Genomic DNA, 21,938 nt, shown 5'->3' with positions numbered 1-21,938 from the left:
CCCTCTGTCCTGCCGGACATCTCCCCCTCAAGGGGGGAGATTGGCAACTTGTCTGTCCCGCGAATTTTCCGATGTTGGGGATTGGCGAAGCCAAAAATGACAGCCAATCTCCCCCCTTGCGGGGGAGATGTCCGGCAGGACAGAGGGGGGTGCCCAGGCGCGGTCCTAACCAACGTATCGCCAACCCATCGAGGGCCGCATGAACCGCGCCCTCACGCTCCTCCGCCGTCGCCTCGTCGGCAGCGTCTTCGTGCTTTTGATCGTCGTCATCGGCACGTTCCTGCTGCTCGAGGCCGCCCCGGGCGACGCGGTCGATGCCTATATCGTCTCTACCGGCGGCGATGCCGGCATGATCGAGCTGTTGCGCCATCGCTGGGGCCTCGACCAGTCGGAGCTGACGCGGCTCGCCAACTATCTCTGGGCGCTGCTGCATCTCGATCTCGGCCAGTCCGTCACCTTTTCGCGGCCGATCCGCGACGTGATCCTCGAGCGCCTGCCGACCACGCTGTGGTTGATGGGCAGCGCCACCGCGCTTTCCTTCGGCCTCGGCTCGGCGCTGGGCATCTATGCCGGCGCCAGGCCGGGCAGTTTTCGCGACCGTTTTCTCTCCATCGGTTCGCTGGCGCTCTACGCGGTGCCGGGTTTCTGGCTCGGCCTGGTGCTGATCGTCGTCTTCGCTGTCGACCTGCGCTGGCTGCCGATCGGCGGCATCGAGACCATCGCCTCCGGCAAGGCCGGCCTCGACCGCGCCGCCGACATCGCCATCCATCTCGTCCTGCCGGTCTCAGCCCTCGGCTTCATCTACCTGGCGCTCTATTTGCGGATGATGCGTGCCGGCATGACCGAGGTCTGGCGGCAGGATTTTGTGCTGGCCGCCCGCGCCAGGGGCTTGTCGCGCCCCCGCATCGTGCTTGCCCATGTCGCCCGCAATGCGCTGCTGCCATTGGTCACGATGCTCGGCCTGCAGTCGGCGCAGATGCTGGGCGGTAGCATCGTCATCGAGAGTGTCTTTGCCGTGCCCGGTCTGGGTCGGCTGGCGCAGGAGGCAGTGGCCGCGCGCGACACGCCCTTGCTGCTCGGCATCATTCTCGTCAGCGCCGTCCTGGTCATCGTCATCAATCTTCTCGTCGATGTCGCCTATGCCTTTCTCGACCCGCGCGTCGGCGCCAGCGAGGCCGGCACATGAGCACGCTCCGCCGCTTTCTGCGCACGCCGGAGGCGGTCGCCGGCGCCATACTCCTGGCGGCATTGTGCGCCATGGCCCTGTCGGCGCCGCTGCTGTTTCCGGGCGACCCGCAAGCCATCGCCGGCCCGGCGCTGCTGCCGCCCTTCCAGGACTGGTCGCTGCCGCTCGGCACGGATCGCCTCGGCCGCGACGTGCTGGCCGAGCTTTTCCACGGCGCCCGCACATCGCTTGCCGTCGGCCTTGCGGCAGCCGCCGCCGCACTGGCCATCGGCTCGATGGTGGGCACGGTGGCCGGGTTTGCCGGCGGCCTCACCGACGAGGTGCTGATGCGCGTCACCGATGCCTTCCAGACCGTGCCGGGCTTTTTGCTGGCGCTAGCCTTCGTCAGCGTCGTCGGCCCTTCGCTCGGCGTCGTCGTGGCGGCAATAGCGCTCGGCACCTGGACCGGGCCCGCGCGCGTGGCCCGCGCGGAAGTGCTGTCGATCCGCGAGCGCGACTACGTCGCCGGCGCGCGCGTCATCGGCATGCATCCGCTGGAAATCGCCTTTCGCGAGGTGCTGCCCAATGCCTTGCCGCCGGTGCTGGCGCTGTCCTCGGTGATCGTGGCAGCGGCGATCCTCACCGAGGCGGCTTTGTCCTTCCTCGGCCTTGGCGACCCCAATCGGGTCACCTGGGGCGGCATGATAGCTGAGGGCCGCGCCGTGCTGCGCACCGCGCCCTTCCTGTCGATCGCGCCCGGCATAGCACTGGTCCTGACGGTGCTCGGCGTCTATCTCGCCGGTGAAGGCATCGTTGAAACCACGGCGGTCCGAAGAGGCCTGTCGTGACCGCGCTGGTTTCGATCCGCAACCTCGCGGTGACCTACCGCCGTGACGACGGCGAGGTGGTGGCGCTGAGAGACATCAGCCTCGACATCAAGGCTGGCGAGCGGCTGGCCGTCATCGGCGAAAGCGGTTCGGGCAAAAGTACGCTGGCTTTGGCGATTGCGGGGTTGTTGCCGGCGAGCGCCAGGATTGACGGACGTATCGATTGGGTTTTGCGACCGTCGATGTTGGGTGCCAAGGCAGAACGCCTACCTTCCCGTTTTCTCGAAAAGGCACCCCTCCTCGGCCGCGATATCGGCTTCATCTTTCAAGACCCGTCCGCCAGCCTCGATCCTGTCATGACCGTGGGCAAACAGATCGCCGAAGTCTCCCGGACCCATCTCGGTCTCACATGGCCTCAGGCATACGCCAAGGCGAAGGACCTGTTCGAACGCGTCCGCCTGCCCGACCCGGACTCCGCCCTGCGCGCCTATCCGCATCAGCTGTCCGGCGGCCAGAAGCAGCGTGTGGCGATTGCAGCCGCGATCGCAGCCGGCCCAAGACTTTTGATCGCCGATGAGGCGACCAGCGCGCTCGACACCATCGTGCAGGCCGAGATCGTCGCACTGATCCGGCGGCTGGTGGAAGAAGACGGCATGACGCTGCTGTTCATCAGTCACGACATTGCGCTGGCCGCCGAGCTGGCGGACCGCATTGCGGTGTTCCGGCATGGCGAATTGATCGAACTTGGCGCCACGCAACAGATCGTCAGTGCGCCAACTGAAGCCTACACGCGCGCGCTGCTCGAGGCCCATATCGGCCTCGACGCCGAACCGCTGCACCACGGTGTGATGGCATGAGCGCCCCTGTGCTGGCGGTTTCCAACCTTACCAGGCATTACCGCCGTGGCGGCAAGACAGTTACCGCGGCCGACGACGTTTCTTTCGAAATCGGGCCCGGCGAGACGCTGGCGCTGGCCGGACCCTCCGGCAGCGGCAAGTCGACGATCGCCCGGCTGGTGTTGCGGCTGATCGAGCCGGATGCCGGCCGGATCGAGTTTGAAGGCCATGATTTCCTGGCTCTGGGCGGCGCCAGCTTGCGTGCGCGTCGCGCTCGCTTGCAGATGGTGTTCCAGGATCCGCTTGCCGCCTTCAATCCGCGCGCCACGGTGGCGCGCGTGCTTGACGACCCTTTGCGCATCCACGGCGTCGCCTCCCGTTCCGAGCGCCCGCGCCGTATCGCCGCCCTGCTGGAGCGCGTCGGGCTTACGGCGGAGCTCGCCTCTCGCGCCATCCACGAAATCTCGGGCGGCCAGCGGCAGCGGGTGGCGATTGCCCGCGCCATGGCCACGAAACCCTCGCTGATCGTGCTCGACGAAGCGGTGTCGGCACTCGATGTTTCGGTGCGCGGACAGATCCTCGATCTTTTGCTCGACCTGCAACGCCAGGAACGGATCGCTTATCTCTTCATTTCGCATGATCTCGGCGTCGTCAGGGCCGTCGCCCACCGCGTCATCCTTCTCGACGGCGGGCGGATTGCCGAGAGCGGCGATGCCCGCGCCGTCATCGATGCGCCGCGATCGGCTATCGGCAAGGCGCTCGTGGCAGCCGCACCAAAGCTCAGAAGAACCACGCAGGAAGCATCATGATCGACCCCGAAGCCAGAGCCGAGAAACTGTCGCGCGAACTCGATTCCGCATTCCGCAACCGGGCCGACCTCTATCGCCTGTTCCTGGATCAGTTGACCGGAGAGCTGGGCGCCGAAAGAGCCGAGGCGATAATGACCCGGACCATCGAGCAGCGCGGCAAGGAAGTGGCAGCAGCCGCCTTCGCCGGATTCGGTCCCAACGACGCGCGCTCAATCGGCGAAGCTTTCCTGTCGGTCAGCCCGGATGACGGCCGGATGTATCCGACCGATGTCGAACGCGGGCCCGACCGCATCGCCTTCAAGGTGAAACGCTGCCCCCTCAAGGATGCTTGGGTCGAGGCCGGCGTCGGCGAGGAAAAACTCGCGACGCTCTGCCGCATCGCCGGCGCCTTCGACCGTGGCCTGTTCGAGGCGACCGGCGTGCGTTTCGACAATGTCACCTGGACGCCCGGCCACGGCAGCGGCTGCTGCCACATCGCGCTGACCAACCGCGATGCCGGCTAGCAATCGACGGCCTTAGCCGCCGACCATCAGCCTGACGACCTCGTCATGGTTGGTCTCGGAAATCTTGCGCTCGCCGGCCTGGATCCCACGCCGCAGCACGACGATGCGATCGGAAACGGCGAAGATGTCCTGGAGATTATGCGAGATGAAGATCACGCCGCGCCCTTGCGCCTTGAGCTGATGGATGAGCGAAATCACCTTGCGCTGCTCCGGCACGCCGAGCGCGGCCGTCGGTTCATCCATGATCAGGATCTGCGCGTCCCAGTAGACGGCGCGGCCGATGGCCACGGCCTGCCGCTGGCCGCCGGAGAAATTGCTGACCGGCGCGTTCAACCGGCTGACGTGAAAGTCCAGCCGCTTCATCGTCTCCCTGGCGGCCTCGGCCATGGCCTTGCGGTCGAGCACCGGCAGGAAGCCGAACGCCTTGCGCATCGGTTCGCGGCCGAGGAAGATGTTGGCACCGATCGACAGATTGTCGGCCAGCGCGAGATCCTGGTAGATCGTCTCGATGCCCTTTTCGCGCGCCTCCTGCGGCGTGGCGAAAGCCACCGGCTGACCTCTGAGCAGGATTTCTCCGCCCGTCGGCTGGAACACGCCCGATATTGCCTTGATCAGGGTCGTCTTGCCGGCGCCATTGTCGCCGGCAAGCGCCACCACTTCGCCCGGCCGCACGGCCATGGAGAAATCGTTGAGCGCCCGTACCGCACCGAAGTGCTTGGAAAGGTTCCGGACTTCGAGGAGGGGCTCGGTGCTATTCATCCTGACGGGCTCCACTGAACCGGCGCTGCGCCTGGTCGATGAGAACGGAAATGATGATGACGACGCCGACGGCGATGAACTGCCAGAACGGCTCCACATTGACGAAGACCAGCCCGTATTGGATGACCGCGATCACCAGCGCGCCGGCGACGGTGCCGAAGATGGTGCCGGAGCCGCCGAACAGGCTGGCGCCGCCGATCACCACCGCCGCGACGCTGTCGAGCAGCAGCGGTTCGCCGGCCTGCGCTGCCCCCGCCGTGAAGCGCGCGGCATAAAGCGCGCCGCCAAGGCCGGCGCACATTGCCGACAGCACGTAGAGCCGCAGGATGTGGCCCCTGATGTCGATGCCGGCGCGGCGCGCCGCCTGCACATTGGCGCCGATGGCGTAATTGTGCTGGCCGAAACGGGTCTGGCTGAGCAGATAGTGCATCACGACGACGAAGACAGCAGCGATCATCACCAGATAGGGCACGCCATGGAACTTGCCGTTGCCGAGCAGTGCGAACCAGGAATTCTGTACCGGCACTGTCGTGCCGCCGGCAAGCAGGAAGGCGACACCGCGGGCGACGCCGAACATGCCGAGCGTGCCGATGAAGGGCGGAACCCTGAGCCGCGAGATCAGCAAGCCGTTGATGACGCCGGGCACGCCGGCCACGATCACCGCGGCAAGGATGCCGGCCGGCATGGCCAACGGCAACGGAATGGCGGCGCCCGCCATGTTGGTGGCATGCGCGGCGATGACCGCGGCAAGGCCCATGATGAAGCCGAGCGAAAGGTCGATGCCGCCTGATATGATGACGAAGGTCTGCCCGGTCGCCAAAAGCAGCGGCGCCACGGCGAAAATCGCGATGGATTGCAGATTGAACGGATTGAGCACGAAAGTGGCGCCGAAGGCGCTCCGCGACCAGATCTCGAAACAGATGATCAGGCCGGCGAGAAACAGCCAGGCGCGCCCCTCGGCGATGCGTGCGATCCAGCTCCTGGCGGGATCGCCGTGGTCAGCCTGGGGGGCGACATGCTTCTCGGCTGGCTGTGCTGGTGATGTCGAGGTCATGAGTACTCCGCGGCGCGGCTGCCTTCAAACAGGTCCCGCCCTGGCGGGACCGGCACAGGCTCCTCCCGGCGCACCGGGAAGAGCCAAGCTGGTCCGGACTTACTCGGAGTAGAGATACTTCGAGATGTTCGGATCGGCGATGTTGGACTTGTCCATGATCGTGAAGCCGGTGCCGATCGTGACCGGGATGGATTGGCCGGTCAGGTGGGCATAGGCCGAGACGACGCCGAAATAGCCGATCTCTGCGGGATGCTGGGCGATCGCCACATCCACAAGGCCGGTGTTGATGTTGTCGACGATGCTGGTCGGAGCATCGAAGGCAACCACTTTGACGGTGCCCGTCTGCCCTGCCTGCTTGACGCCATTGGCGGCGCCCAGCGCCGAGAACAGATTGGCGCCGAACACGCCGACGAGGTCGGGGTTGCGCGCGAACACCGCCTGCAGCTGCGAGGCCGCCTTGTTGGCGTCGTCGTCATTGAACTGGGTCTCGAGAACGGTGATGCCGGGATGGTTGGCCATCTCCTTCTTGAAGCCTTCCTCGCGCTGGTCGGTGGTCGAGATGCCGGGCTTGACGTTGGAGACGTAGACCTTGCCCTTGTCGCCGACGGCCTTGGCAAGCGCCCGCGCCGCGATTTCGCCGCCCAGCACATTGTCCGAAGCGATGTAGGCCAGCGGGAAATCGGCGTCACCCGCTCCGGTCTGATAGGCGCCGGTGCCGATGAACGTATCCACGGTGATGACCGGAATGCCTGCGTCATTGGCCTTGCGCAGCGGCTCGACCAGCTGGACCTTGTCGGTAGGCGCGATCAGGATCGCGTCCGGCTTCTTGGCGATGACCGCGTCGAGCACCGGCACCTGGGTGACCGGATTGAACTCAGGAGCGCCCTGGAAGACCAGGTTCACGCCAAGGGCGTCGGCCGCAGCCTGGGCGCCCTTGCGCATGGTGATGTAGAAACCGTCGGTGGTCAGGCCCGGAACGAGCGCGATGGTGTATTTCTTGTCCTGCGCCTGCGCGGGCGCGATAAGCACCGTCGCGCTGACGGCGAGAGCCGCAAGCGCGGCAACGATCTTCTTCATGACATCCTCCTCATTGTGTTGGCAGATCTGCCGTTGCAAGTGACATCGAATGGCCGTCGTCCGCTTGGGACAAGACGGCCGGGAACGCCTGTTTGCTTTTCGCGGGCAGCTCCTCCCAAGCGCCCTCCAGTCGATATGTCAGCCGGTCCAGCCGACCGGCACGATAGCCACGGTCACTTCCTCGCCTCCGCGAGGTCAGAGAACCACAGCACCCGGCATGCATTGCACGCCAAGTTCACAAACTTGTAACACTTTGCAGAAATAAATTGCAACTCGGTTTTCCGGGTCGCAACGCCGGATTTTTCACGCAACATCCGACTGCTCCACAAAGTCCCGGCGAACTATTGCCTCGACTTCTCGGCGGCACAACCGATTTCGTAAAATCGCACTCGCGAACTGGAATGCGGCGGCGGGGCGGCGGGCGGCACTATCGCGGCGGCAGGGTAGCGAGGATGGCTTGCGCCGTCTTCGTATCCGTTATCACGGCGTTGATCAGCTGAGCGCGAGCGGCGCCGATGATGGCCGTCGCCTTTTCCGGCGACGCCGCGACACCGATCACCAGCGGCACGGCGCGGAGCTGCGCCGGCGACATAGCGATCATCCGGCCCTCTCCTTCCCAGGCGATCAGCGCGCCATCGGCATCGAAATAATGCCGAAGGACATCGCCGGCCGCATGGACCAGCGCCTGCTCGCTCGGCGTGGCGGCGCTCGCCTCGGGTGCATTGATGGCATGCGGCAGGCCGATGCCGACGATCGCCACATCGGTCCTGTCCCACAGCGCGACGGCATCGCTGATGGCGGCATCACCAAGGAAGACTTCACGCAATTCACTGGAAGGCAGATAGGGCGCATGAATGAAGTGCGGTGTCCCGCCGAACTCCTCGGCGGCGAGGCGGACGAATTCGTTGACCTGAAAATGCGCCGCGTGCTGCTGCATGCCGCCGGTGGCGGCAACGGTCAGCACGCCCGGAATGCGCGGCAGGCCGGCGCGGATCACCTCGCGCACCGCGCGCCCCCAGCCGATGGCGACCACGGAGCCGGCCACCAATTGCGCCTGCTTGAGAAGGCCGCCGAGCGGGCCGGCCAGCGCCGTCAGCGCGCCTGCGGCCGGCGTCTCGACCACCGCTGCGTCACGCAGGCCTAGCCTATCGATCAGCTGTCCGGTGATCTCCTCAGGTGCCGCCAGGTCGAGAACCTCGATACGGACGATCCCTTCCGCCCGCGCCCGCTGCAAGAGGCGCGATATGGTCGCGGTGGAGACGCCAAGCTGCCGCGCGATATCGACCTGCGACATCTCCGCCTCGTAATGCAGTTTGGCGACCGTGTGCAGCATCGTGCGCGATGCGGTCGCATCCTGAATGGGAGGGACAGCCAGCTTGCAATTCCTTTCAGCAACGTGTTACACACGTATACGCCGATGGGAGTTATCGCGCAAATCCGGCGAACTCGCAACTTGAGGCCGTCCTGCCCAGGCGCCGGCAAGGTGTGCTTTTCCGGGCAATCGACGGCGCATCAAGACGGCAATTCTCCCCTGCCGGCAGGCGGGCGAAAACTGAACATTCTTGTTTCCACGGGATCCGCGCCCTCGGCCAGAGAGCGCCAACATCGGACAGAGACCATGACAAAGATGACCACCGCGGAGCTGCGCGGCTATCAGCAGATATGCGGCAAGGACGGGGCCATGCTGGCCATCGCCTGCGACCAGCGCGGCGGCATGCGCACCTTGCTGGCGTCGGATCCGGCCGAACAGGCCAGGATCACCAACGACATGCTCGGCGACACCAAGGCCGACATCACGCGCTACCTTGCAAGTGCCGCGTCCTGCGTGCTGCTCGACCCGCTCTGCGCGGTGCCGCGGGTTGTCGAGGAGGGCGTGCTGAACCGCGATACCGCGCTGCTTATCGGCCTCGACGCCTCAGGTTTCGACGTCTCGCCTGAAGGCTATCGCCTGTCGCGCCTTGTCCCCGGCATCGATGCGCGCCGCGTGCGCGAACTGGGTGGCACGGGCGGCAAGATCATGGTGTATCTGCGGGCCGACAAGCCCGAAGCGAATGAGCACAACATCGCCATCCTGCGCCAATGCATCGCCGATTTCGGGCAGGAAGATTTGTTGCTCGTCGTCGAATTCCTGACCTATCAGCTCGAAGACGAAAGCCCGGAAGATTATGCGGCGAAGACCCCCTGGCTCGTCGAGGAAGGCACAAGGATATCGCTGGAGTGCGGGGCAAAGGTGCTGAAGCTTCCGTATCCCGGAACGCCGGAAGCCTGCGCCAACATCACCAGAATGGCCGGCGAGGTGCCGTGGGCGGTGCTTTCGGCCGGCGTCAACCACGCCACCTTCCTCGGCCAGGTCGAGATTGCCATGCAGAACGGCGCCTCCGGCGTCATCGCCGGCCGCTCGCTGTGGAAGGACTGCATCTCGCTCGATCGTGACATTCAGCGCGAAAGGCTTAAGACCATCGCGGTGCCGCGATTGCGTGAGATCCAGGCGGTGATCGGGTATCACCGGCGCAAGGCCGCCGCCTGATATCTGCCTTGGATCACCGGCACCTGCAGGACATCATGCCTCTCAGCATAGGTATAGATATAGGCGGCACCAATCTGCGGGCCGCCCGCATTTCGGGCACCGGCGAAATCCTCGAACGTCTGTCCGAAAAGAGCGCGCCAGACCCGCAGGCTGTGCTCTCGCGGATCGCCGGGATGGTGCGCCGGCTCGATACATCTGAGGTTTCGGCCATCGGCATCGGTGTTCCCGGTCGCGTCGACGCGCATCGCCGCGGGGTCCTGTCCGGCGGCTACGTCAATCTGGCCTCCGTCTCGCTGGCGCAGCGCCTGGAGGACATGGCCGGCAAGCCCGTCGTCATCGACAATGACTGCAACATGGCACTGGTCGCCGAGATGGCGCTCGGCGCCGGCCGGGGCCATCACGACGTCGCCATGTTCACCATCGGCACGGGCATTGGCGGGGCCGTCGCTCAAGATCGGCGGATCATGCGTGGCCGGGCAACGGCAGGGCAGCTCGGCCACATCACCGTCGACGTCAATGGCGAGATCTGCGCCTGCGGCCGGCGCGGTTGTGTCGAGACCACCAGTTCGGGCACCGCGCTTGGCCGTCACATCGCACGGGCCGGCTTGCGTCCCGACCTTTCGGTCGACCAGCTCTTTGCCCGCGACGCCGCCGGAGACGTCCAGGCGCGCGCTATACTCGAAGCCTGGGCAATGCCTTTGCGTGCCGCCATCGATACCAGCGTCGCCATGTTCGACCCCGGTGTCGTCCTGCTCGGCGGCGGTCTTGGCTGGGCGGCACACAAGGCGCTCGGCCGCGCGCCGGCCCTGGCGCCGTGGTACCAGTGCCCGGTCGAGCCGGCGCAGCTCGGCGACGAGGCCGGCGTGATCGGGGCAGGATTGCAGGCGCTGGCCGGAACAGACATGGCGACAGCGCCGATTTTTGGCCGGCATTTTGTGCAAGCCGGCGCGGCAAGGCGCGCCGTGCTGGTCAACGGCATCCCGGCCAGCGGCAAGAGCACGGTGTCGCGCGGCATCGCCGACCGCATGGGATGGCCGTTGCTTGCGCTCGACACAATCAAGAATCCGTTTCTCGAGGTGCTCGGCGGCGGCGACCGCGCCTTCAACCGCACGCTCGGCCGCGCCAGCTATCAGGCGATCTGGTCAGTCGTCGGCGAAGCCCCAGCGGGCTCCACATTCATCGTCGACGCCTGGTTCGGTTTCCAGCCGCGCGAGCTGCTCGAGGATCATCTCAGGAATGCCGGGGTCGAACAGACCGTCGAAATCTGGTGCCATGCGCCCGGCGAAGTCCTTGCCGAGCGTTACGGCGCCCGGCTCGGCCAGCGTCTCCCCGGCCATCCAGGCGCGGCCTATATCCCCGAACTGATCGAACTCGCCAGGCGCGCCGAACCGCTGCGGCGCGGCCCGCTCTTCGACGTCGACACGACGAAACCGATCGACCTCGATGCCATCACGGCATGGCTGCGAGCGACGATGACGGGCGACGTTTAGAATGTTGGTGGACAAGAAGCAGCTGGCCTGGCCTGCCTAGTCAATAACCGACGGTGAAGCGCTGCTTTATGTGGGCGGGCTTCTCGATCTCGTCGACCATCGCGATGGCGTAATCCTCGAAGGAAATGCTGCTGCCCTTGTCCGAAGCCAGAAGCGTGTCCTTGCCGAGGCGGAACTTGCCGGTCCGCTCGCCCGGGATGAACATGGCGGATGGCGACAGGAACGTCCAATCGAGGTCATCGATGGTCTTCAGCTTGTCGAGGAAGTCGGCGCCCTTCTGCGCCTCGGCCTTGTAGATGTCGGGAAATTCGGGCGTGTCGACCAGCCGCTTGCCGGGCGCGACCTCAAGGCTGCCCGCACCGCCGACGACCAGGTAGCGCTTCACGCCGGAGGCTCGCACCGCGGCGATCAGCGTGTCGGCATCGCTGTCGAGGAAATGCACCGAACTGATCACCACATCATGGCCGCGGATCAGCTTGGCCAGGCCTTCCATGTCGAAGACATCGCCCTTCCTGGCCGTCACGCCAGGCAGCGCCGCGATTTTTTCAGGATTGCGGGCGATGCCGGTGACTGTGTGGCCACGGCCGGAGAGTTCCTTGAGCAGGCGCGAACCGACTGCGCCCGATGCGCCGATGAGAGCGACTTTTGCCATGTCTTTTTCCATTCCTTGTTGGAGGTCGGTTGGGGGTCACGCGGCCGCGATATGAGCGAGGAGATTGTCGAAACTGCCGAACAGCGCGTTCGAACCGATGAGGCGCGGCGCATCGTTGCTCATGATGGCGAGCGAAGGCACGCCGTTGGAATGCAGGCGCTGGAACAGCGCGCGGCCTCGGCCGACCAGTTCGCGGTGAGCTGTCAGCAATCCTTCGGTTGGCGCCTTCACCAGTTCGCCGGCATCGGCCATGCCGGCGTCGGCGAGCACCTCGGCGACACCGCCGACCGTGACGATATCGCGCCCATCGACATAGCGCGCGTTCTGGATCGCCTTCAGCGCGGCGAGCCGGCGCTCGGGATCTTCCAGGCCCGCCGCGGTGATCGCGAGGGTCGCGGCATGGGAATCCAGCAACGTGCCGCGAACATTCAGCACGTTGTCCCGATAGCCCTGCGTGAAAACCTGTCCGGTCAAGCGCTCGATGCGCTGGTCGTTCGCCCAGGCATGGGCGGCAAAACCGCCATCCATCGGCCGGGCGCCTGCCCCCGAAAACAGGCCGGTCGGCAAGAGCTCGATGCGCACGCCGCTGGCGGACAGTTTTTCGAGCATCGGGCTTGCGCCATAACACCAGCCGCAGAGCGGATCGAAAAGGTAGGTCACTTCTGGATTGCCCACGGTCGCCCGGTCTCCGTTGCGGTGGCATTAGCTGCCCCGTCCGCCAAATGTCTTGGCTTACATGTGGCAGGTGATGGTCTTGCAATAAATGGTGCCCAATAATACAAACTGTCTGATCTAATCAGACAAAGCATGTGACCGAACTCCTCAATCTCAATCGGCTTGTCTATTTCACCACGGTGATGGAGACAGGCTCGTTCACCACGGCGGCGGACCGGCTTGGCGTGGCCAAGGCCGTGGTCAGCCACCAGATCGGCAGGCTTGAACAGGAATTGTGCGCGACGCTCATGCGGCGCACGACGCGGCGTGTCACGCCGACCGAGGAGGGTCGCCTGTTCTACGACCGCGCGATGATCATCCTGCGCGAAGCCGAAGCGGCCTATGGCGAGATCTCGCACGGGGCGATCGAACCCAAGGGAATGCTGAGGCTGACCGCGCCGCTCGACTATGGCACGAAGATCGTTGCGCCGGTCATGGCCGCCTATCTCCGAACTTATCCGCATATGCGCGTCGAGGCGATTTTCGATGACGCCGTCAGCAATCTGGTGGACGAGCAGATCGACCTCGGCATCCGCGTCGGCTGGCTTGCGGATTCGTCCAATCAGGCGCGGCGCCTGGGCACGATACAGCAGGTCGTGGTGGCGAACCCGAGCTTCGCCGCAAGCCTGCCGCCCGATGTCACCCCGCGCCAGGCAAGATCGCTTGCCTGGGTCGGCAACGCCCAGCTGCGCGGCGTCGGCCAATGGCTGTTTTCAAGAGAGGGAGAAACGGTGTTGACCGAACTCAACCCGGTCATCATGTGCGACAAGAGCCCGGCGGCTCTTGCCTGCGTGCTCGCCGGTATCGGATTGGGCGTATTTCCCGACTACAGTGTCGGCGACGATATCGCCGAGGGACGTCTCGTGCCGGTATTTGCCGACTGGATGTTGCCTGCCGGCGGCATCCATGCCGTTTTCCCTCCGGCCCGGTTCCGGCCAGCCAAGGTCCGCGCCTTCGTCGAGTTGCTGGCGGCCGCCGAGAAGAAACGCTCGCGTCTCGTCGAAACGGCCTGAGGCGACGAGACAGCCCGCCAGCTCGAGGCTGACGGGCCGATCATTTTGGATCGCCGGGGCGCTCACCGATAGGTCGCAAATAGATACTCAATCCGCTCGCACGGCGCGGCCACCGGATGCGATACTGGCAGGCGAGATCATATTCGGCACCAGAATGTCATTGCGGCGCGCGAAGGCGATCAAGGTCGCCCGCACGGTTTCCGCATCGATCTTGCCGGCAATGCCGGCTTTGCAAGCGTTGAGGGCGACGGCATGGGCGCCGTTTCGGCTGGCAACGGGCCAGTCCTGCAACACGGCATATGCTTCCATCGCAGTCTCGATCGTTACCGGAAGCCCCATTCCGACCAAGATCGTCACGGGTTCTTCAAAGCGCATCTGTGCCATGATTTAAACCTCCATTCGATGGCAAACGAACCGAAGCATGTCGGGCAGCCTGGTGCGCGAAGACAGGTCGGCGCGGATAGGGCGGGTGCGCCGGTGTCGTCGGATTTCCGGCGGCCACGAGCCTGATCTCGGCTGGCTCGACCGGGCTTGGCTTGAGCACCGGCGAGCCTCGGCCAGGCGCCGGTAGCGCCCTATGCGCCCTGGCGAGCGCCTCGAGCCAGGCAAGGACGGAAAGCGGCGGAAGCGCCCGCCCATCGAGCCAGGCGGCGACCTGGCTTTGCGGGCAACCAAGCTCGTCGACGAGGTCTGCCGCTTTCCACCTCAACGTTTTCAGGCATTCACGCAATTGGCCCACGATCATGTCGGTCCTCTTCCCAACCGGACATCGGTCCATCGTTTGCTGTGGGGCTCCGATGATCGCGTCCTCCATCCCTGGTTGAGCCGCCGGAGCCTTCCGAGGCTGCCGACACATGCTGCGCGGCCAGGAACATCAGCGTCGACGCCGCCGTACGGCGGCTCCAGCCTGCGGACTCGGCCATGTCGAGAACGCGCATCAACAATGGCCCCAGCACGCTCCTGCATTCTGCCTCGTAGGCGAGAAATTCGTTTGCCGGATGCGTGGGCGCCGAAACGGAACCGATACCGGTCATAGTGGTCTCTCTCCAAACTTTCCCCGGGAAGCGCCCGCTCCCACTTGTGGGAGCGGGCGGCCTCCCGGCGTCCTAGAAGTCCATGCCCGCGCCGGCGGGCATGGCAGGGGTCGCGGCCTCCTTCTTTGGCTTCTCGGCCACCATCGCCTCGGTGGTGACCAGCAGGCCAGCGACGGAAGCGGCATCCTGAAGCGCGGTGCGCACGACCTTTGCCGGATCGATGACGCCTTGGCCGTAGAGATCGCCGAACTCGTTGGTCTGGGCGTTCCAGCCCCAGCCGAACTCGCTCTTCTCACGCAGCTTGCCGACGATGATCGAGCCCTCGGCGCCGGCGTTCTCCGCGATCTGGCGCACCGGGGTCTCGATCGCACGCCGCACGATCTCGACACCGGTCCTCTGGTCGGCATTGTCGATCGGCAAGGCATCGAGCGCCTTGGCGGCCCGGAGCAACGCGACGCCGCCGCCCGGGAGTACGCCTTCCTCGACCGCCGCACGGGTCGCATGCAGCGCGTCGTCGACACGGTCCTTGCGCTCCTTCACCTCGACTTCCGTCGAACCGCCGACACGGATGACGGCGACGCCACCGGCGAGCTTCGCCAGCCGCTCCTGCAGTTTCTCGCGGTCGTAGTCGGAGGTAGTCTCCTCGATCTGCGCTTTGATCTGGGCGATGCGGCCCTGGATCTCTTCCTTGCGGCCAACGCCGTCGACGATGGTGGTGTTTTCTTTTTCGATCACCACTTTCTTGGCGCGGCCCAACATCTGCAGCGTGACGTTCTCGAGCTTGATGCCGAGATCCTCGCTGATCGCCGTGCCGCCGGTGAGGATGGCAATATCCTCCAGCATCGCCTTGCGGCGATCGCCGAAGCCGGGCGCCTTGACTGCCGCGACCTTCAGGCCGCCGCGCAATTTGTTCACGACCAGCGTGGCGAGCGCCTCGCCCTCGACATCCTCGGCGATGATCAGCAGCGGCTTGCCCGACTGCACGACTGCCTCGAGGACGGGGAGCATGGCTTGCAGGTTGGACAGTTTCTTCTCGTGGATCAGCACATAGGGCTCTTCGAGCTCGACGCGCATCTTGTCCTGGTTGGTGATGAAGTACGGGCTGAGATAGCCGCGGTCGAACTGCATGCCTTCGACCACCTCCAGTTCGGTCTCGGCGGTCTTGGCCTCCTCCACCGTGATGACACCTTCATTGCCGACCTTCTCCATCGCCTCGGCGAGGAACCGGCCGATCTCGGGATCGCCATTGGCCGAAATGGTGCCGACCTGGGCGATCTCATCGTTTTTCGTCACCTTGCGGGCGTTGGCCTTCAGTTCGGCGACGACCGCTTCCACGGCCTTGTCGATGCCGCGTTTCAAATCCATCGGATTCATGCCCGAGGCGACGGCCTTGGCGCCTTCCTTGACGATGGCTTGGGCCAGAACGGTCGCGGTTGTGGTGCCGTCGCCGGCGATGTCGTTGGTCTTCGAAGCGACTTCGCGCACCATCTGCGCGCCCATGTTTTCGAACTTGTCTTCCAGTTCGATCTCCTTGGCCACCGTCACACCATCCTTGGTGATGCGCGGCGCGCCGAAGGATTTATCGATAACGACGTTGCGGCCTTTGGGACCGAGCGTCACCTTCACCGCATTGGCCAGAATGTCGACGCCGCGCAGCATCTTCTCGCGGGCTTCGGTATGGAATTTCACTTCCTTGGCAGCCATTGGATCACTCCTTCAATTTAGGCAGCTTTCGTTGACTGATAACTTGGCAAGAAGCCGTCAGGCGGCCTTCTTCACGGTCGCGGTCTGCTCGATCACGCCCATCACATCGCTTTCCTTCATGATGATCAGGTCTTGGCCGCCGAGCTTGATCTCGGTGCCGGACCATTTGCCGAACAGAATGCGGTCACCCACCCTGACGTCGAGCGGCTGTAGCTGCCCGGCTTCGTTGCGGGCGCCGGGGCCGGCGGCGATCACCTCGCCTTCCTGCGGCTTTTCCTTGGCTGTGTCGGGAATGATAATGCCGCCAGCCGTTTTCTCCTCGGCTTCGATGCGGCGGACCAGGATACGGTCGTGCAATGGGCGGAACGTCATGTCGTTCTCCTTCAAGGACAAACAGTTTTTGAGGTTCCTCCGCGCCGGACCGGCAATATCGGCCCGGCAAGAGGTGCCGCGACCCTTGTTCAGGCATCGCGCGCGCATATCGAGCTAGTTTTGGAATTTTCCGGTTTCAAGAGGTCCGCGCAAAAATTTTGGCACTCGTCGCATGAGAGTGCCAACGCGTTGTTATCATGCAGGGATTCTCGCCAGGTCGACGATTTCACCGCTTGAATTTTGGTGAAGAGCCAACAAGATTATCCTGGCCGGCGCTGCCGAAGCACAGCCGGAAACTGGACGCTATCGAGGAGTTTTTGCAGACGGAGGACAGCGATGGACCGACATAAATTTCCGCCGATCATGCCTTCCCTGACTGACACGCCCGACACCTCGCTTGACCGGCTGCTTTCGCCGGCGAGGCACTTCAAACATCCTGACGAGGTATTGGAAGACGACGCGCTCGACCTCTGGGAAAAGCGGGCGATCCTGTCGTCTTGGGCCTCGGATGCCTGCGCGGTGGAGTCGATGCCGGAACTGCGCCTGCCGCCGGGAGTCGAGCGGCCGGTTTCCTTCGACCACATCATGGAGGCCTTGTGCAAGCTCGACATCGACGTGCCGGCGCCGCGGTCCACGCCGGATGAATTCCGGCACGACTTCGCCAGGATGAATGCATAAGGTCGTAAGCGAAAGGAGAAACATATGGTGACTGCGGTCAGCAGAGAATTCCGCCTGCAGATGGATGGCTACGGCCTGACCACGGCCGAGATTCACTATCATATGCCTGACTACCCCAACCTGCTGCAGCTCTATGTCTGGCAGGAATACGACCTCGCTCCCGATTTCCCGGAGCTGAAGGGCTTCCTTGGCTATTGGGAAAGCGAACTGGACGGCGCGCTGCATTCCGTGCGCGTCGCACATCATCGTCTAATCACACCGTCGGAATGGCGCGCCGTTGACGGCATCGTTGCCATCCATTGAGCGGATCACATTGAGCGGATCAAAAAACCTGAAGCGCGTCGCCTGCAACGCGGCGCGCTCAAAGGCTCGATTGAGCATACCTAAAATCAGAGTTCCCGAGCAGGATGAGTGATGGGATTCGTGTCATCCTGCTCTGACAGCCATCGGCTGGGCCGTCCTTGACATCGCCGCGGAACGGAATTGCTGGGGCGAAGCGGAGCGGCCCCTCGTCAGGCCGGCTCGCTTGGCCGCCTTCAAGAAGGCCTTGTAGGCGGCACGCCCGCTGCGCCAGCCATCCAGCGCATCACGGCATGCACGGCCGGCGGCGCGCCAGCTTGGTCCGCGCGCCCATTTCGGCCATTGTTGATCCAGGCATTCCAGAGCCTCGAAGCTGCTGGCGACCTTGCGTGGGGCGTCCGACAATTCGAGGGTAATCGGCTGGGGAAACCGAATATCGTTCATCACTTCCTCCGTTTTTTGACGTCTTTTTGCGAGTAAGCAATCGGATGGCGTCACCGGCGACCGTCCATCCGTGATCGAGATGGTCAGCCGTTCAGGCCGCGTCAAGGGCCGCCGGAATCTCGACGAGACGTTCGATCAGGCCTCTTGACGCCACGCCCGTCAGTTCCCAGATCGATTCCGCCGGCGCCGGAAGGGCCGGCAGGTCAAGGAGTGCCGCATCCTTGGCACTCCTCGTACCCATGTTGCTCAGCGAAGGAGGATATGGCTATGAGAACCGCTTTCGACTTTTCACCACTCTATCGGTCGAGCATAGGCTTCGACCGTATTTTCGACCTGCTGGAGAATGCCAGCCGCACGGCGAACGTCGACAACTGGCCGCCCTACGATATCTCCAGGACCGGTGACGACGCCTACCGCATCACCATGGCGGTAGCCGGCTTCAGTCAAGACGAATTGAGCATCGTGCATGAACCCAACATGCTCGTCATCGCCGGCGAGCGTGCCGGAGAGGACAATGGCGAATACCTGCATCGCGGCATCGCCGGACGGCCGTTTGAGCGACGCTTCGAACTTGCCGACCATGTGAAGGTGACCGGCGCCGGCCTCGTCAACGGTCTCCTGACCGTCGATCTTCAGCGTGAGATTCCCGAAGAGATGAAACCGCGCAAGATCGAGATCGGCACCAGCATGGCCAAAGCCAAGGAAAAATCCGCGGCAAAGCCCGTGCAAGTGGAAAAACAGGCCGCGTGAGGCAATTCGGGTCAGGGCTTCCACCAACCGGACGCCGGTCGCCCGGTGGTGGAGACGCAAGCAAAGAGGAGAAAGACAATGAGCGTACGTGATCTCATTCCTTTTGGCCGGGAACGCGGACAGGTGCCCAGCCTTTTGCGCGATGGCGAACGTGATCCGTTCATGTCGTTGCACCGCGAGGTCAACCGTCTTTTCGACGATGTTTTCCGTGGTTTCGGTTCGGGGCTGCCATCCTTGTCTGCCGTTGCCGCCGAGGGCGCACGCTGGCCAAGCGTCGAGATCTCCGACACTGGAAAGGAGGTCCGTGTCACGGCCGAAGTGCCCGGCATGGAGGAAAAGGACATCGAGGTCCTGCTCGATGACGACGTGCTGACCCTGAAGGGCGAAAAGCGGTCCGAGACCGAGGACAAGGAGCGCCAGTTCTCCGAGCGCTATTACGGCCGTTTCGAGCGCCGCATTCCGCTCGGCGTCGAGGTAGAGCAAGACAATGTCGAAGCGCGCTTCAGGAACGGCGTCCTGACGGTTACATTGCCGAAGACCGCGAAAGCGCAAGCGCAGGCAAAGCGGATCGAAATCAAGAGTTGAACCACCTATGCCGGCGGTTGGACAAACCCACCCGCCGGTTCAGGTCGAGATGTTGACGGCTTACACTGCGGACGCCATTGCTTTGCCGGCTGGATTATTTTCGGCGACAGGTCTGTCTTTTGTGCGGTGGCCCGGCTTGCCCGCCCCCCTGGTCGCTTTGGCTTGGCTGGGCTTTGGCGGGCGGATTGTGTTTGGTTTTGCGGGCTTTGTTTTTGACCTTGGGCGTCGGCTTTGGGTGTTTGCTGGGCTGTGATGAGGGTTCTCAAATCAGCGGGGGGCCATCAGCCGGATACAAGAACAGCCCGGGGTGAGCCGGGCTGTTTTGATTTGGTTGCGGGGACAGGATTTGAACCTGTGACCTTCAGGTTATGAGCCTGACGAGCTACCGGGCTGCTCCACCCCGCGCCACCTATGAGCAAGCGTGAGCTTGCTTCGACCTCTGGAAGCAGGTGTTTTCTGCTTCGATCTCTGGAAGCAGGTGTCTCTGCTTCGATGTTTGGAAGCGGGCGATTGCCTGCTTCGCGCCGCCAAATTGAAAGGGCCGCTTACGCGGCCCGTTGTCCCGTTGGCGGGCCTGTTCGTGAAGAGAAGATTTCACATCCATCCGATTGGATGTGAGTTTAACGTGCGTTTGGCAGACCTGGCAGCGACCTACTCTCCCGCGTCTTGAGACGAAGTACCATCAGCGCTGGAGCGTTTCACGGCCGAGTTCGGAATGGGATCGGGTGCAGCCGCTCCGCCATAACCACCAGGTCGGCAAAACGCACGTTATTCGAGAAGCTGGGTTAGGGATTGGGCAGAAGGCAATAGTGAATAGGGGATGCCTATTCACTATTGGCTCGTTGCTCTTCACCTGTCTTTTTGTGCCTGAGCGACATCCACAGTTTGCTTTCGGGCAAAGCCCGCAAGCGCGACTGCGCGTCGCCGGTCGTCCGGCGCCCTCGCGGAGCATAGGCCCGTAAGGGCCGCTCATGCGTGAGCGCTGGCCAGACCATCGTGTTTCACGATGGGCATAAGGAATGAGAACGATCAAGCCGATCGAACTATTAGTACCGGTAAGCTTCAAGCGTTGCCGCTCTTCCACACCCGGCCTATCAACGTGGTCGTCTTCCACGGTTCTCAGGGAATACTCGTTTTAAGGTGGGTTTCCCGCTTAGATGCCTTCAGCGGTTATCCCGTCCGGATATAGCTACCCTGCTATGCGGCTGGCGCCACAACAGGTCCACCAGAGATCCGTCCATCCCGGTCCTCTCGTACTAGGGACAGATCCTTTCAATATTCCTACACCCACGGCAGATAGGGACCGAACTGTCTCACGACGTTCTGAACCCAACTCACGTACCGCTTTAAATGGCGAACAGCCATACCCTTGGGACCTGCTCCAGCCCCAGGATGCGATGAGTCGACATCGAGGTGCCAAACAACCCCGTCGATATGGACTCTTGGGGGTCATCAGCCTGTTATCCCCGGCGTACCTTTTATCCGTTGAGCGATGGCCCTTCCACGCGGGACCACCGGATCACTATGACCGACTTTCGTCTCTGCTCGACTTGTCAGTCTCGCAGTCAGGCAGGCTTATGCCATTGCACTCAGCGAACGATTTCCGACCGTTCTGAGCCCACCATCGCGCGCCTCCGTTACTCTTTAGGAGGCGACCGCCCCAGTCAAACTACCCACCATACATTGTCCCGGACCCGGATAACGGGCCGCGGTTAGACATCCATAGTGATAAGGGTGGTATTTCAAGGGTGGCTCCACCTGAGCTGGCGCCCAGGCTTCAAAGCCTACCACCTATCCTACACATGCCACTACGAATGCCAATGTAAAGCTATAGTAAAGGTGCACGGGGTCTTTCCGTCTAACCGCAGGAACCCCGCATCTTCACGGGGAATTCAATTTCACTGAGTCTATGCTGGAGACAGCGGGGAAGTCGTTACGCCATTCGTGCAGGTCGGAACTTACCCGACAAGGAATTTCGCTACCTTAGGACCGTTATAGTTACGGCCGCCGTTTACTGGGGCTTCGATTCAGAGCTTGCACCCCTCCTCTTAACCTTCCAGCACCGGGCAGGCGTCAGACCCTATACGTCGCCTTGCGGCTTCGCAGAGCCCTGTGTTTTTGATAAACAGTCGCTACCCCCTGGTCTGTGCCACCCTCCTCTGCTTGCGCAGAAAAGGGTCACGCTTCTTCCGAAGTTACGCGTGCAATTTGCCGAGTTCCTTCAGCATAGTTCTCTCAAGCGCCTTGGTATACTCTACCAGACCACCAGTGTCGGTTTCGGGTACGGTCTATAAGGAGGAGCTATTTCCTGGAACCACTCCGCTGCCCGTTCAATCCGATAAGATTGGACAACTTGTGTGATCCGTCACTACCTCCAGGCCCACGAATATTAACGTGGTTCCCATCGACTACGCGTTTCCGCCTCGTCTTAGGGGCCGGCTAACCCTGCTCAGATTAGCTTTAAGCAGGAACCCTTGGTCTTTCGGCGGGGGAGTCTCTCACTCCCCTTACGTTACTCATGTCAGCATTCGCACTTCTGATACCTCCACCACCCCTCACGGGTATGGCTTCATCAGCTTACAGAACGCTCCGCTACCGCTCGTGATTGCTCACGAACCCTAAGCTTCGGTGTATGGCTTTAGCCC

At 63.4% G+C, this 21,938-nt stretch carries 24 protein-coding genes, 1 tRNA gene and 2 rRNA genes (1 of these 27 only partly in view); 12 read left to right on the top strand and 15 right to left on the bottom strand.

Annotated features, from left to right (window positions below; all coding sequences use genetic code 11):
- The first annotated feature begins 199 nt into the window (after positions 1–199).
- Genes FJ946_RS10915 through FJ946_RS10895 form a run of 5 tightly spaced genes read left to right on the top strand, consistent with a single transcriptional unit; the run spans position 200 to position 4,140 of the window.
- Positions 200–1,186, top strand: coding sequence for an ABC transporter permease (locus FJ946_RS10915; RefSeq protein ID WP_140565980.1), 987 nt, complete (start codon positions 200–202; stop codon positions 1,184–1,186).
- Positions 1,183–2,013 carry an ABC transporter permease gene (locus FJ946_RS10910; protein WP_140565977.1) on the top strand — a complete coding sequence of 277 codons (831 nt, stop codon included), beginning with the start codon at positions 1,183–1,185 and terminating at the stop codon, positions 2,011–2,013. Before FJ946_RS10915 ends, FJ946_RS10910 begins: the two co-directional genes overlap by 4 nt.
- Positions 2,010–2,849, top strand: coding sequence for an ABC transporter ATP-binding protein (locus FJ946_RS10905; protein WP_181167737.1), 840 nt, complete (start codon positions 2,010–2,012; stop codon positions 2,847–2,849). Before FJ946_RS10910 ends, FJ946_RS10905 begins: the two co-directional genes overlap by 4 nt.
- Positions 2,846–3,637: an ATP-binding cassette domain-containing protein gene (locus FJ946_RS10900; RefSeq protein WP_140558316.1), complete on the top strand. Its 792-nt coding sequence runs from the start codon at positions 2,846–2,848 to the stop codon at positions 3,635–3,637. Before FJ946_RS10905 ends, FJ946_RS10900 begins: the two co-directional genes overlap by 4 nt.
- Complete coding sequence (locus tag FJ946_RS10895; protein WP_140565974.1) at positions 3,634–4,140, top strand: L-2-amino-thiazoline-4-carboxylic acid hydrolase; 507 nt, start codon at positions 3,634–3,636, stop codon at positions 4,138–4,140. The genes FJ946_RS10900 and FJ946_RS10895 overlap by 4 nt, the downstream gene beginning before the upstream one ends.
- A gap of 12 nt (positions 4,141–4,152) precedes the next feature.
- Here the strand turns inward: FJ946_RS10895 and FJ946_RS10890 are convergent, their stop codons facing one another.
- The 4 genes from FJ946_RS10890 to FJ946_RS10875 form a co-directional block, all read right to left on the bottom strand.
- Positions 4,153–4,899 carry an ATP-binding cassette domain-containing protein gene (locus FJ946_RS10890; RefSeq protein ID WP_140500435.1) on the bottom strand — a complete coding sequence of 249 codons (747 nt, stop codon included), beginning with the start codon at positions 4,897–4,899 and terminating at the stop codon, positions 4,153–4,155.
- Entirely contained in the window at positions 4,892–5,953 is a 1,062-nt protein-coding gene (locus tag FJ946_RS10885) for a ribose ABC transporter (protein WP_140565972.1), read from the bottom strand. Before FJ946_RS10885 ends, FJ946_RS10890 begins: the two co-directional genes overlap by 8 nt.
- A gap of 99 nt (positions 5,954–6,052) precedes the next feature.
- Positions 6,053–7,030 carry an ABC transporter substrate-binding protein gene (locus tag FJ946_RS10880; protein WP_140500438.1) on the bottom strand — a complete coding sequence of 326 codons (978 nt, stop codon included), beginning with the start codon at positions 7,028–7,030 and terminating at the stop codon, positions 6,053–6,055.
- A gap of 427 nt (positions 7,031–7,457) precedes the next feature.
- Complete coding sequence (locus tag FJ946_RS10875; protein ID WP_140500440.1) at positions 7,458–8,363, bottom strand: sugar-binding domain-containing protein; 906 nt, start codon at positions 8,361–8,363, stop codon at positions 7,458–7,460.
- Between the two features lie 285 nt (positions 8,364–8,648).
- Here FJ946_RS10875 and FJ946_RS10870 point away from each other — a divergent pair, with 285 nt between their 5' ends.
- Both FJ946_RS10870 and FJ946_RS10865 read left to right on the top strand, forming a co-directional pair.
- Complete coding sequence (locus FJ946_RS10870; RefSeq protein ID WP_140558312.1) at positions 8,649–9,557, top strand: tagatose-bisphosphate aldolase; 909 nt, start codon at positions 8,649–8,651, stop codon at positions 9,555–9,557.
- A 35-nt stretch (positions 9,558–9,592) separates the two neighbouring features.
- Positions 9,593–11,047, top strand: coding sequence for an ROK family protein (locus tag FJ946_RS10865; RefSeq protein WP_140565969.1), 1,455 nt, complete (start codon positions 9,593–9,595; stop codon positions 11,045–11,047).
- Between the two features lie 40 nt (positions 11,048–11,087).
- Here the strand turns inward: FJ946_RS10865 and FJ946_RS10860 are convergent, their stop codons facing one another.
- A complete protein-coding gene (locus FJ946_RS10860) occupies positions 11,088–11,699 on the bottom strand; it encodes an NAD(P)-dependent oxidoreductase (protein ID WP_140558309.1) in 612 nt (203 codons plus the stop codon).
- Positions 11,700–11,735: 36 nt separating this feature from the next.
- Complete coding sequence (locus tag FJ946_RS10855; protein ID WP_140565966.1) at positions 11,736–12,374, bottom strand: DsbA family protein; 639 nt, start codon at positions 12,372–12,374, stop codon at positions 11,736–11,738.
- 134 nt (positions 12,375–12,508) lie between these two features.
- Between FJ946_RS10855 and FJ946_RS10850 the strand changes: the two genes are divergently transcribed.
- Positions 12,509–13,426, top strand: coding sequence for a LysR family transcriptional regulator (locus tag FJ946_RS10850; RefSeq protein ID WP_140565963.1), 918 nt, complete (start codon positions 12,509–12,511; stop codon positions 13,424–13,426).
- A gap of 87 nt (positions 13,427–13,513) precedes the next feature.
- Here the strand turns inward: FJ946_RS10850 and FJ946_RS10845 are convergent, their stop codons facing one another.
- From FJ946_RS10845 to FJ946_RS10830, 4 genes are all read right to left on the bottom strand, one after another.
- Positions 13,514–13,810 (bottom strand): DUF982 domain-containing protein, encoded by a 297-nt coding sequence (locus FJ946_RS10845; protein WP_140565961.1) that lies wholly within the window; start codon positions 13,808–13,810, stop codon positions 13,514–13,516.
- A 338-nt stretch (positions 13,811–14,148) separates the two neighbouring features.
- A complete protein-coding gene (locus tag FJ946_RS10840) occupies positions 14,149–14,460 on the bottom strand; it encodes a hypothetical protein (RefSeq protein WP_224518917.1) in 312 nt (103 codons plus the stop codon).
- 72 nt (positions 14,461–14,532) lie between these two features.
- Positions 14,533–16,164, bottom strand: a complete 1,632-nt coding sequence (gene groL, locus FJ946_RS10835; protein WP_140513825.1) for a chaperonin GroEL — start codon at positions 16,162–16,164, stop codon at positions 14,533–14,535.
- 57 nt (positions 16,165–16,221) lie between these two features.
- The gene (locus tag FJ946_RS10830; protein ID WP_140500451.1) at positions 16,222–16,536 is read right to left on the bottom strand and encodes a co-chaperone GroES; all 315 of its coding nucleotides are present in this window, start codon (positions 16,534–16,536) and stop codon (positions 16,222–16,224) included.
- Positions 16,537–16,872: 336 nt separating this feature from the next.
- Between FJ946_RS10830 and FJ946_RS10825 the strand changes: the two genes are divergently transcribed.
- Both FJ946_RS10825 and FJ946_RS10820 read left to right on the top strand, forming a co-directional pair.
- Positions 16,873–17,214, top strand: a complete 342-nt coding sequence (locus FJ946_RS10825) for a hypothetical protein (protein ID WP_246671042.1) — start codon at positions 16,873–16,875, stop codon at positions 17,212–17,214.
- Positions 17,215–17,238: 24 nt separating this feature from the next.
- Complete coding sequence (locus tag FJ946_RS10820) at positions 17,239–17,517, top strand: usg protein (protein ID WP_140549407.1); 279 nt, start codon at positions 17,239–17,241, stop codon at positions 17,515–17,517.
- 123 nt (positions 17,518–17,640) lie between these two features.
- Here the strand turns inward: FJ946_RS10820 and FJ946_RS10815 are convergent, their stop codons facing one another.
- Positions 17,641–18,012 carry a DUF982 domain-containing protein gene (locus FJ946_RS10815; protein WP_224671551.1) on the bottom strand — a complete coding sequence of 124 codons (372 nt, stop codon included), beginning with the start codon at positions 18,010–18,012 and terminating at the stop codon, positions 17,641–17,643.
- Positions 18,013–18,049: 37 nt separating this feature from the next.
- Positions 18,050–18,199 carry a hypothetical protein gene (locus FJ946_RS30745; RefSeq protein WP_181165362.1) on the bottom strand — a complete coding sequence of 50 codons (150 nt, stop codon included), beginning with the start codon at positions 18,197–18,199 and terminating at the stop codon, positions 18,050–18,052.
- Between the two features lie 26 nt (positions 18,200–18,225).
- Between FJ946_RS30745 and FJ946_RS10810 the strand changes: the two genes are divergently transcribed.
- Entirely contained in the window at positions 18,226–18,708 is a 483-nt protein-coding gene (locus FJ946_RS10810; protein WP_140522628.1) for an Hsp20 family protein, read from the top strand.
- Positions 18,709–18,786: 78 nt separating this feature from the next.
- Positions 18,787–19,293, top strand: coding sequence for an Hsp20/alpha crystallin family protein (locus FJ946_RS10805; protein ID WP_140565959.1), 507 nt, complete (start codon positions 18,787–18,789; stop codon positions 19,291–19,293).
- Between the two features lie 328 nt (positions 19,294–19,621).
- Here FJ946_RS10805 and FJ946_RS10800 read toward each other — a convergent pair.
- The 3 genes from FJ946_RS10800 to FJ946_RS10790 form a co-directional block, all read right to left on the bottom strand.
- Positions 19,622–19,698, bottom strand: a tRNA-Met gene (locus FJ946_RS10800).
- 233 nt (positions 19,699–19,931) lie between these two features.
- Positions 19,932–20,046: ribosomal RNA gene (gene rrf, locus FJ946_RS10795) — 5S ribosomal RNA — on the bottom strand.
- Between the two features lie 272 nt (positions 20,047–20,318).
- Positions 20,319–21,938: ribosomal RNA gene (locus tag FJ946_RS10790) — 23S ribosomal RNA — on the bottom strand (it continues 1,191 nt past the right edge of the window).

Origin of the sequence: Mesorhizobium sp. B2-4-7, assembly GCF_006442685.1 — a bacterium.
Lineage (GTDB): Bacteria > Pseudomonadota > Alphaproteobacteria > Rhizobiales > Rhizobiaceae > Mesorhizobium.
This window is presented reverse-complemented; position numbering and strand designations above follow the sequence as displayed.

Excerpts from the sequence above, each read along its gene's own strand:
- FJ946_RS10865 (WP_140565969.1), top strand. The coding sequence starts at position 9,593 with ATGCCTCTCAGCATAGGTATAGATATAGGCGGCACCAATCTGCGGGCC.
- FJ946_RS10885 (WP_140565972.1), bottom strand. The coding sequence starts at position 5,953 with ATGACCTCGACATCACCAGCACAGCCAGCCGAGAAGCATGTCGCCCCC.
- FJ946_RS10825 (WP_246671042.1), top strand. The coding sequence starts at position 16,873 with ATGGACCGACATAAATTTCCGCCGATCATGCCTTCCCTGACTGACACG.
- FJ946_RS10805 (WP_140565959.1), top strand. The coding sequence starts at position 18,787 with ATGAGCGTACGTGATCTCATTCCTTTTGGCCGGGAACGCGGACAGGTG.
- FJ946_RS10895 (WP_140565974.1), top strand. The coding sequence starts at position 3,634 with ATGATCGACCCCGAAGCCAGAGCCGAGAAACTGTCGCGCGAACTCGAT.
- FJ946_RS10900 (WP_140558316.1), top strand. The coding sequence starts at position 2,846 with ATGAGCGCCCCTGTGCTGGCGGTTTCCAACCTTACCAGGCATTACCGC.
- FJ946_RS10915 (WP_140565980.1), top strand. The coding sequence starts at position 200 with ATGAACCGCGCCCTCACGCTCCTCCGCCGTCGCCTCGTCGGCAGCGTC.
- FJ946_RS10845 (WP_140565961.1), bottom strand. The coding sequence starts at position 13,810 with ATGGCACAGATGCGCTTTGAAGAACCCGTGACGATCTTGGTCGGAATG.
- FJ946_RS10870 (WP_140558312.1), top strand. The coding sequence starts at position 8,649 with ATGACAAAGATGACCACCGCGGAGCTGCGCGGCTATCAGCAGATATGC.
- FJ946_RS10810 (WP_140522628.1), top strand. The coding sequence starts at position 18,226 with ATGAGAACCGCTTTCGACTTTTCACCACTCTATCGGTCGAGCATAGGC.
- FJ946_RS10820 (WP_140549407.1), top strand. The coding sequence starts at position 17,239 with ATGGTGACTGCGGTCAGCAGAGAATTCCGCCTGCAGATGGATGGCTAC.
- FJ946_RS10860 (WP_140558309.1), bottom strand. The coding sequence starts at position 11,699 with ATGGCAAAAGTCGCTCTCATCGGCGCATCGGGCGCAGTCGGTTCGCGC.
- FJ946_RS10840 (WP_224518917.1), bottom strand. The coding sequence starts at position 14,460 with ATGACCGGTATCGGTTCCGTTTCGGCGCCCACGCATCCGGCAAACGAA.
- groL (WP_140513825.1), bottom strand. The coding sequence starts at position 16,164 with ATGGCTGCCAAGGAAGTGAAATTCCATACCGAAGCCCGCGAGAAGATG.
- FJ946_RS10880 (WP_140500438.1), bottom strand. The coding sequence starts at position 7,030 with ATGAAGAAGATCGTTGCCGCGCTTGCGGCTCTCGCCGTCAGCGCGACG.
- FJ946_RS30745 (WP_181165362.1), bottom strand. The coding sequence starts at position 18,199 with ATGGGTACGAGGAGTGCCAAGGATGCGGCACTCCTTGACCTGCCGGCC.
- FJ946_RS10875 (WP_140500440.1), bottom strand. The coding sequence starts at position 8,363 with ATGCTGCACACGGTCGCCAAACTGCATTACGAGGCGGAGATGTCGCAG.
- FJ946_RS10890 (WP_140500435.1), bottom strand. The coding sequence starts at position 4,899 with ATGAATAGCACCGAGCCCCTCCTCGAAGTCCGGAACCTTTCCAAGCAC.
- FJ946_RS10830 (WP_140500451.1), bottom strand. The coding sequence starts at position 16,536 with ATGACGTTCCGCCCATTGCACGACCGTATCCTGGTCCGCCGCATCGAA.
- FJ946_RS10910 (WP_140565977.1), top strand. The coding sequence starts at position 1,183 with ATGAGCACGCTCCGCCGCTTTCTGCGCACGCCGGAGGCGGTCGCCGGC.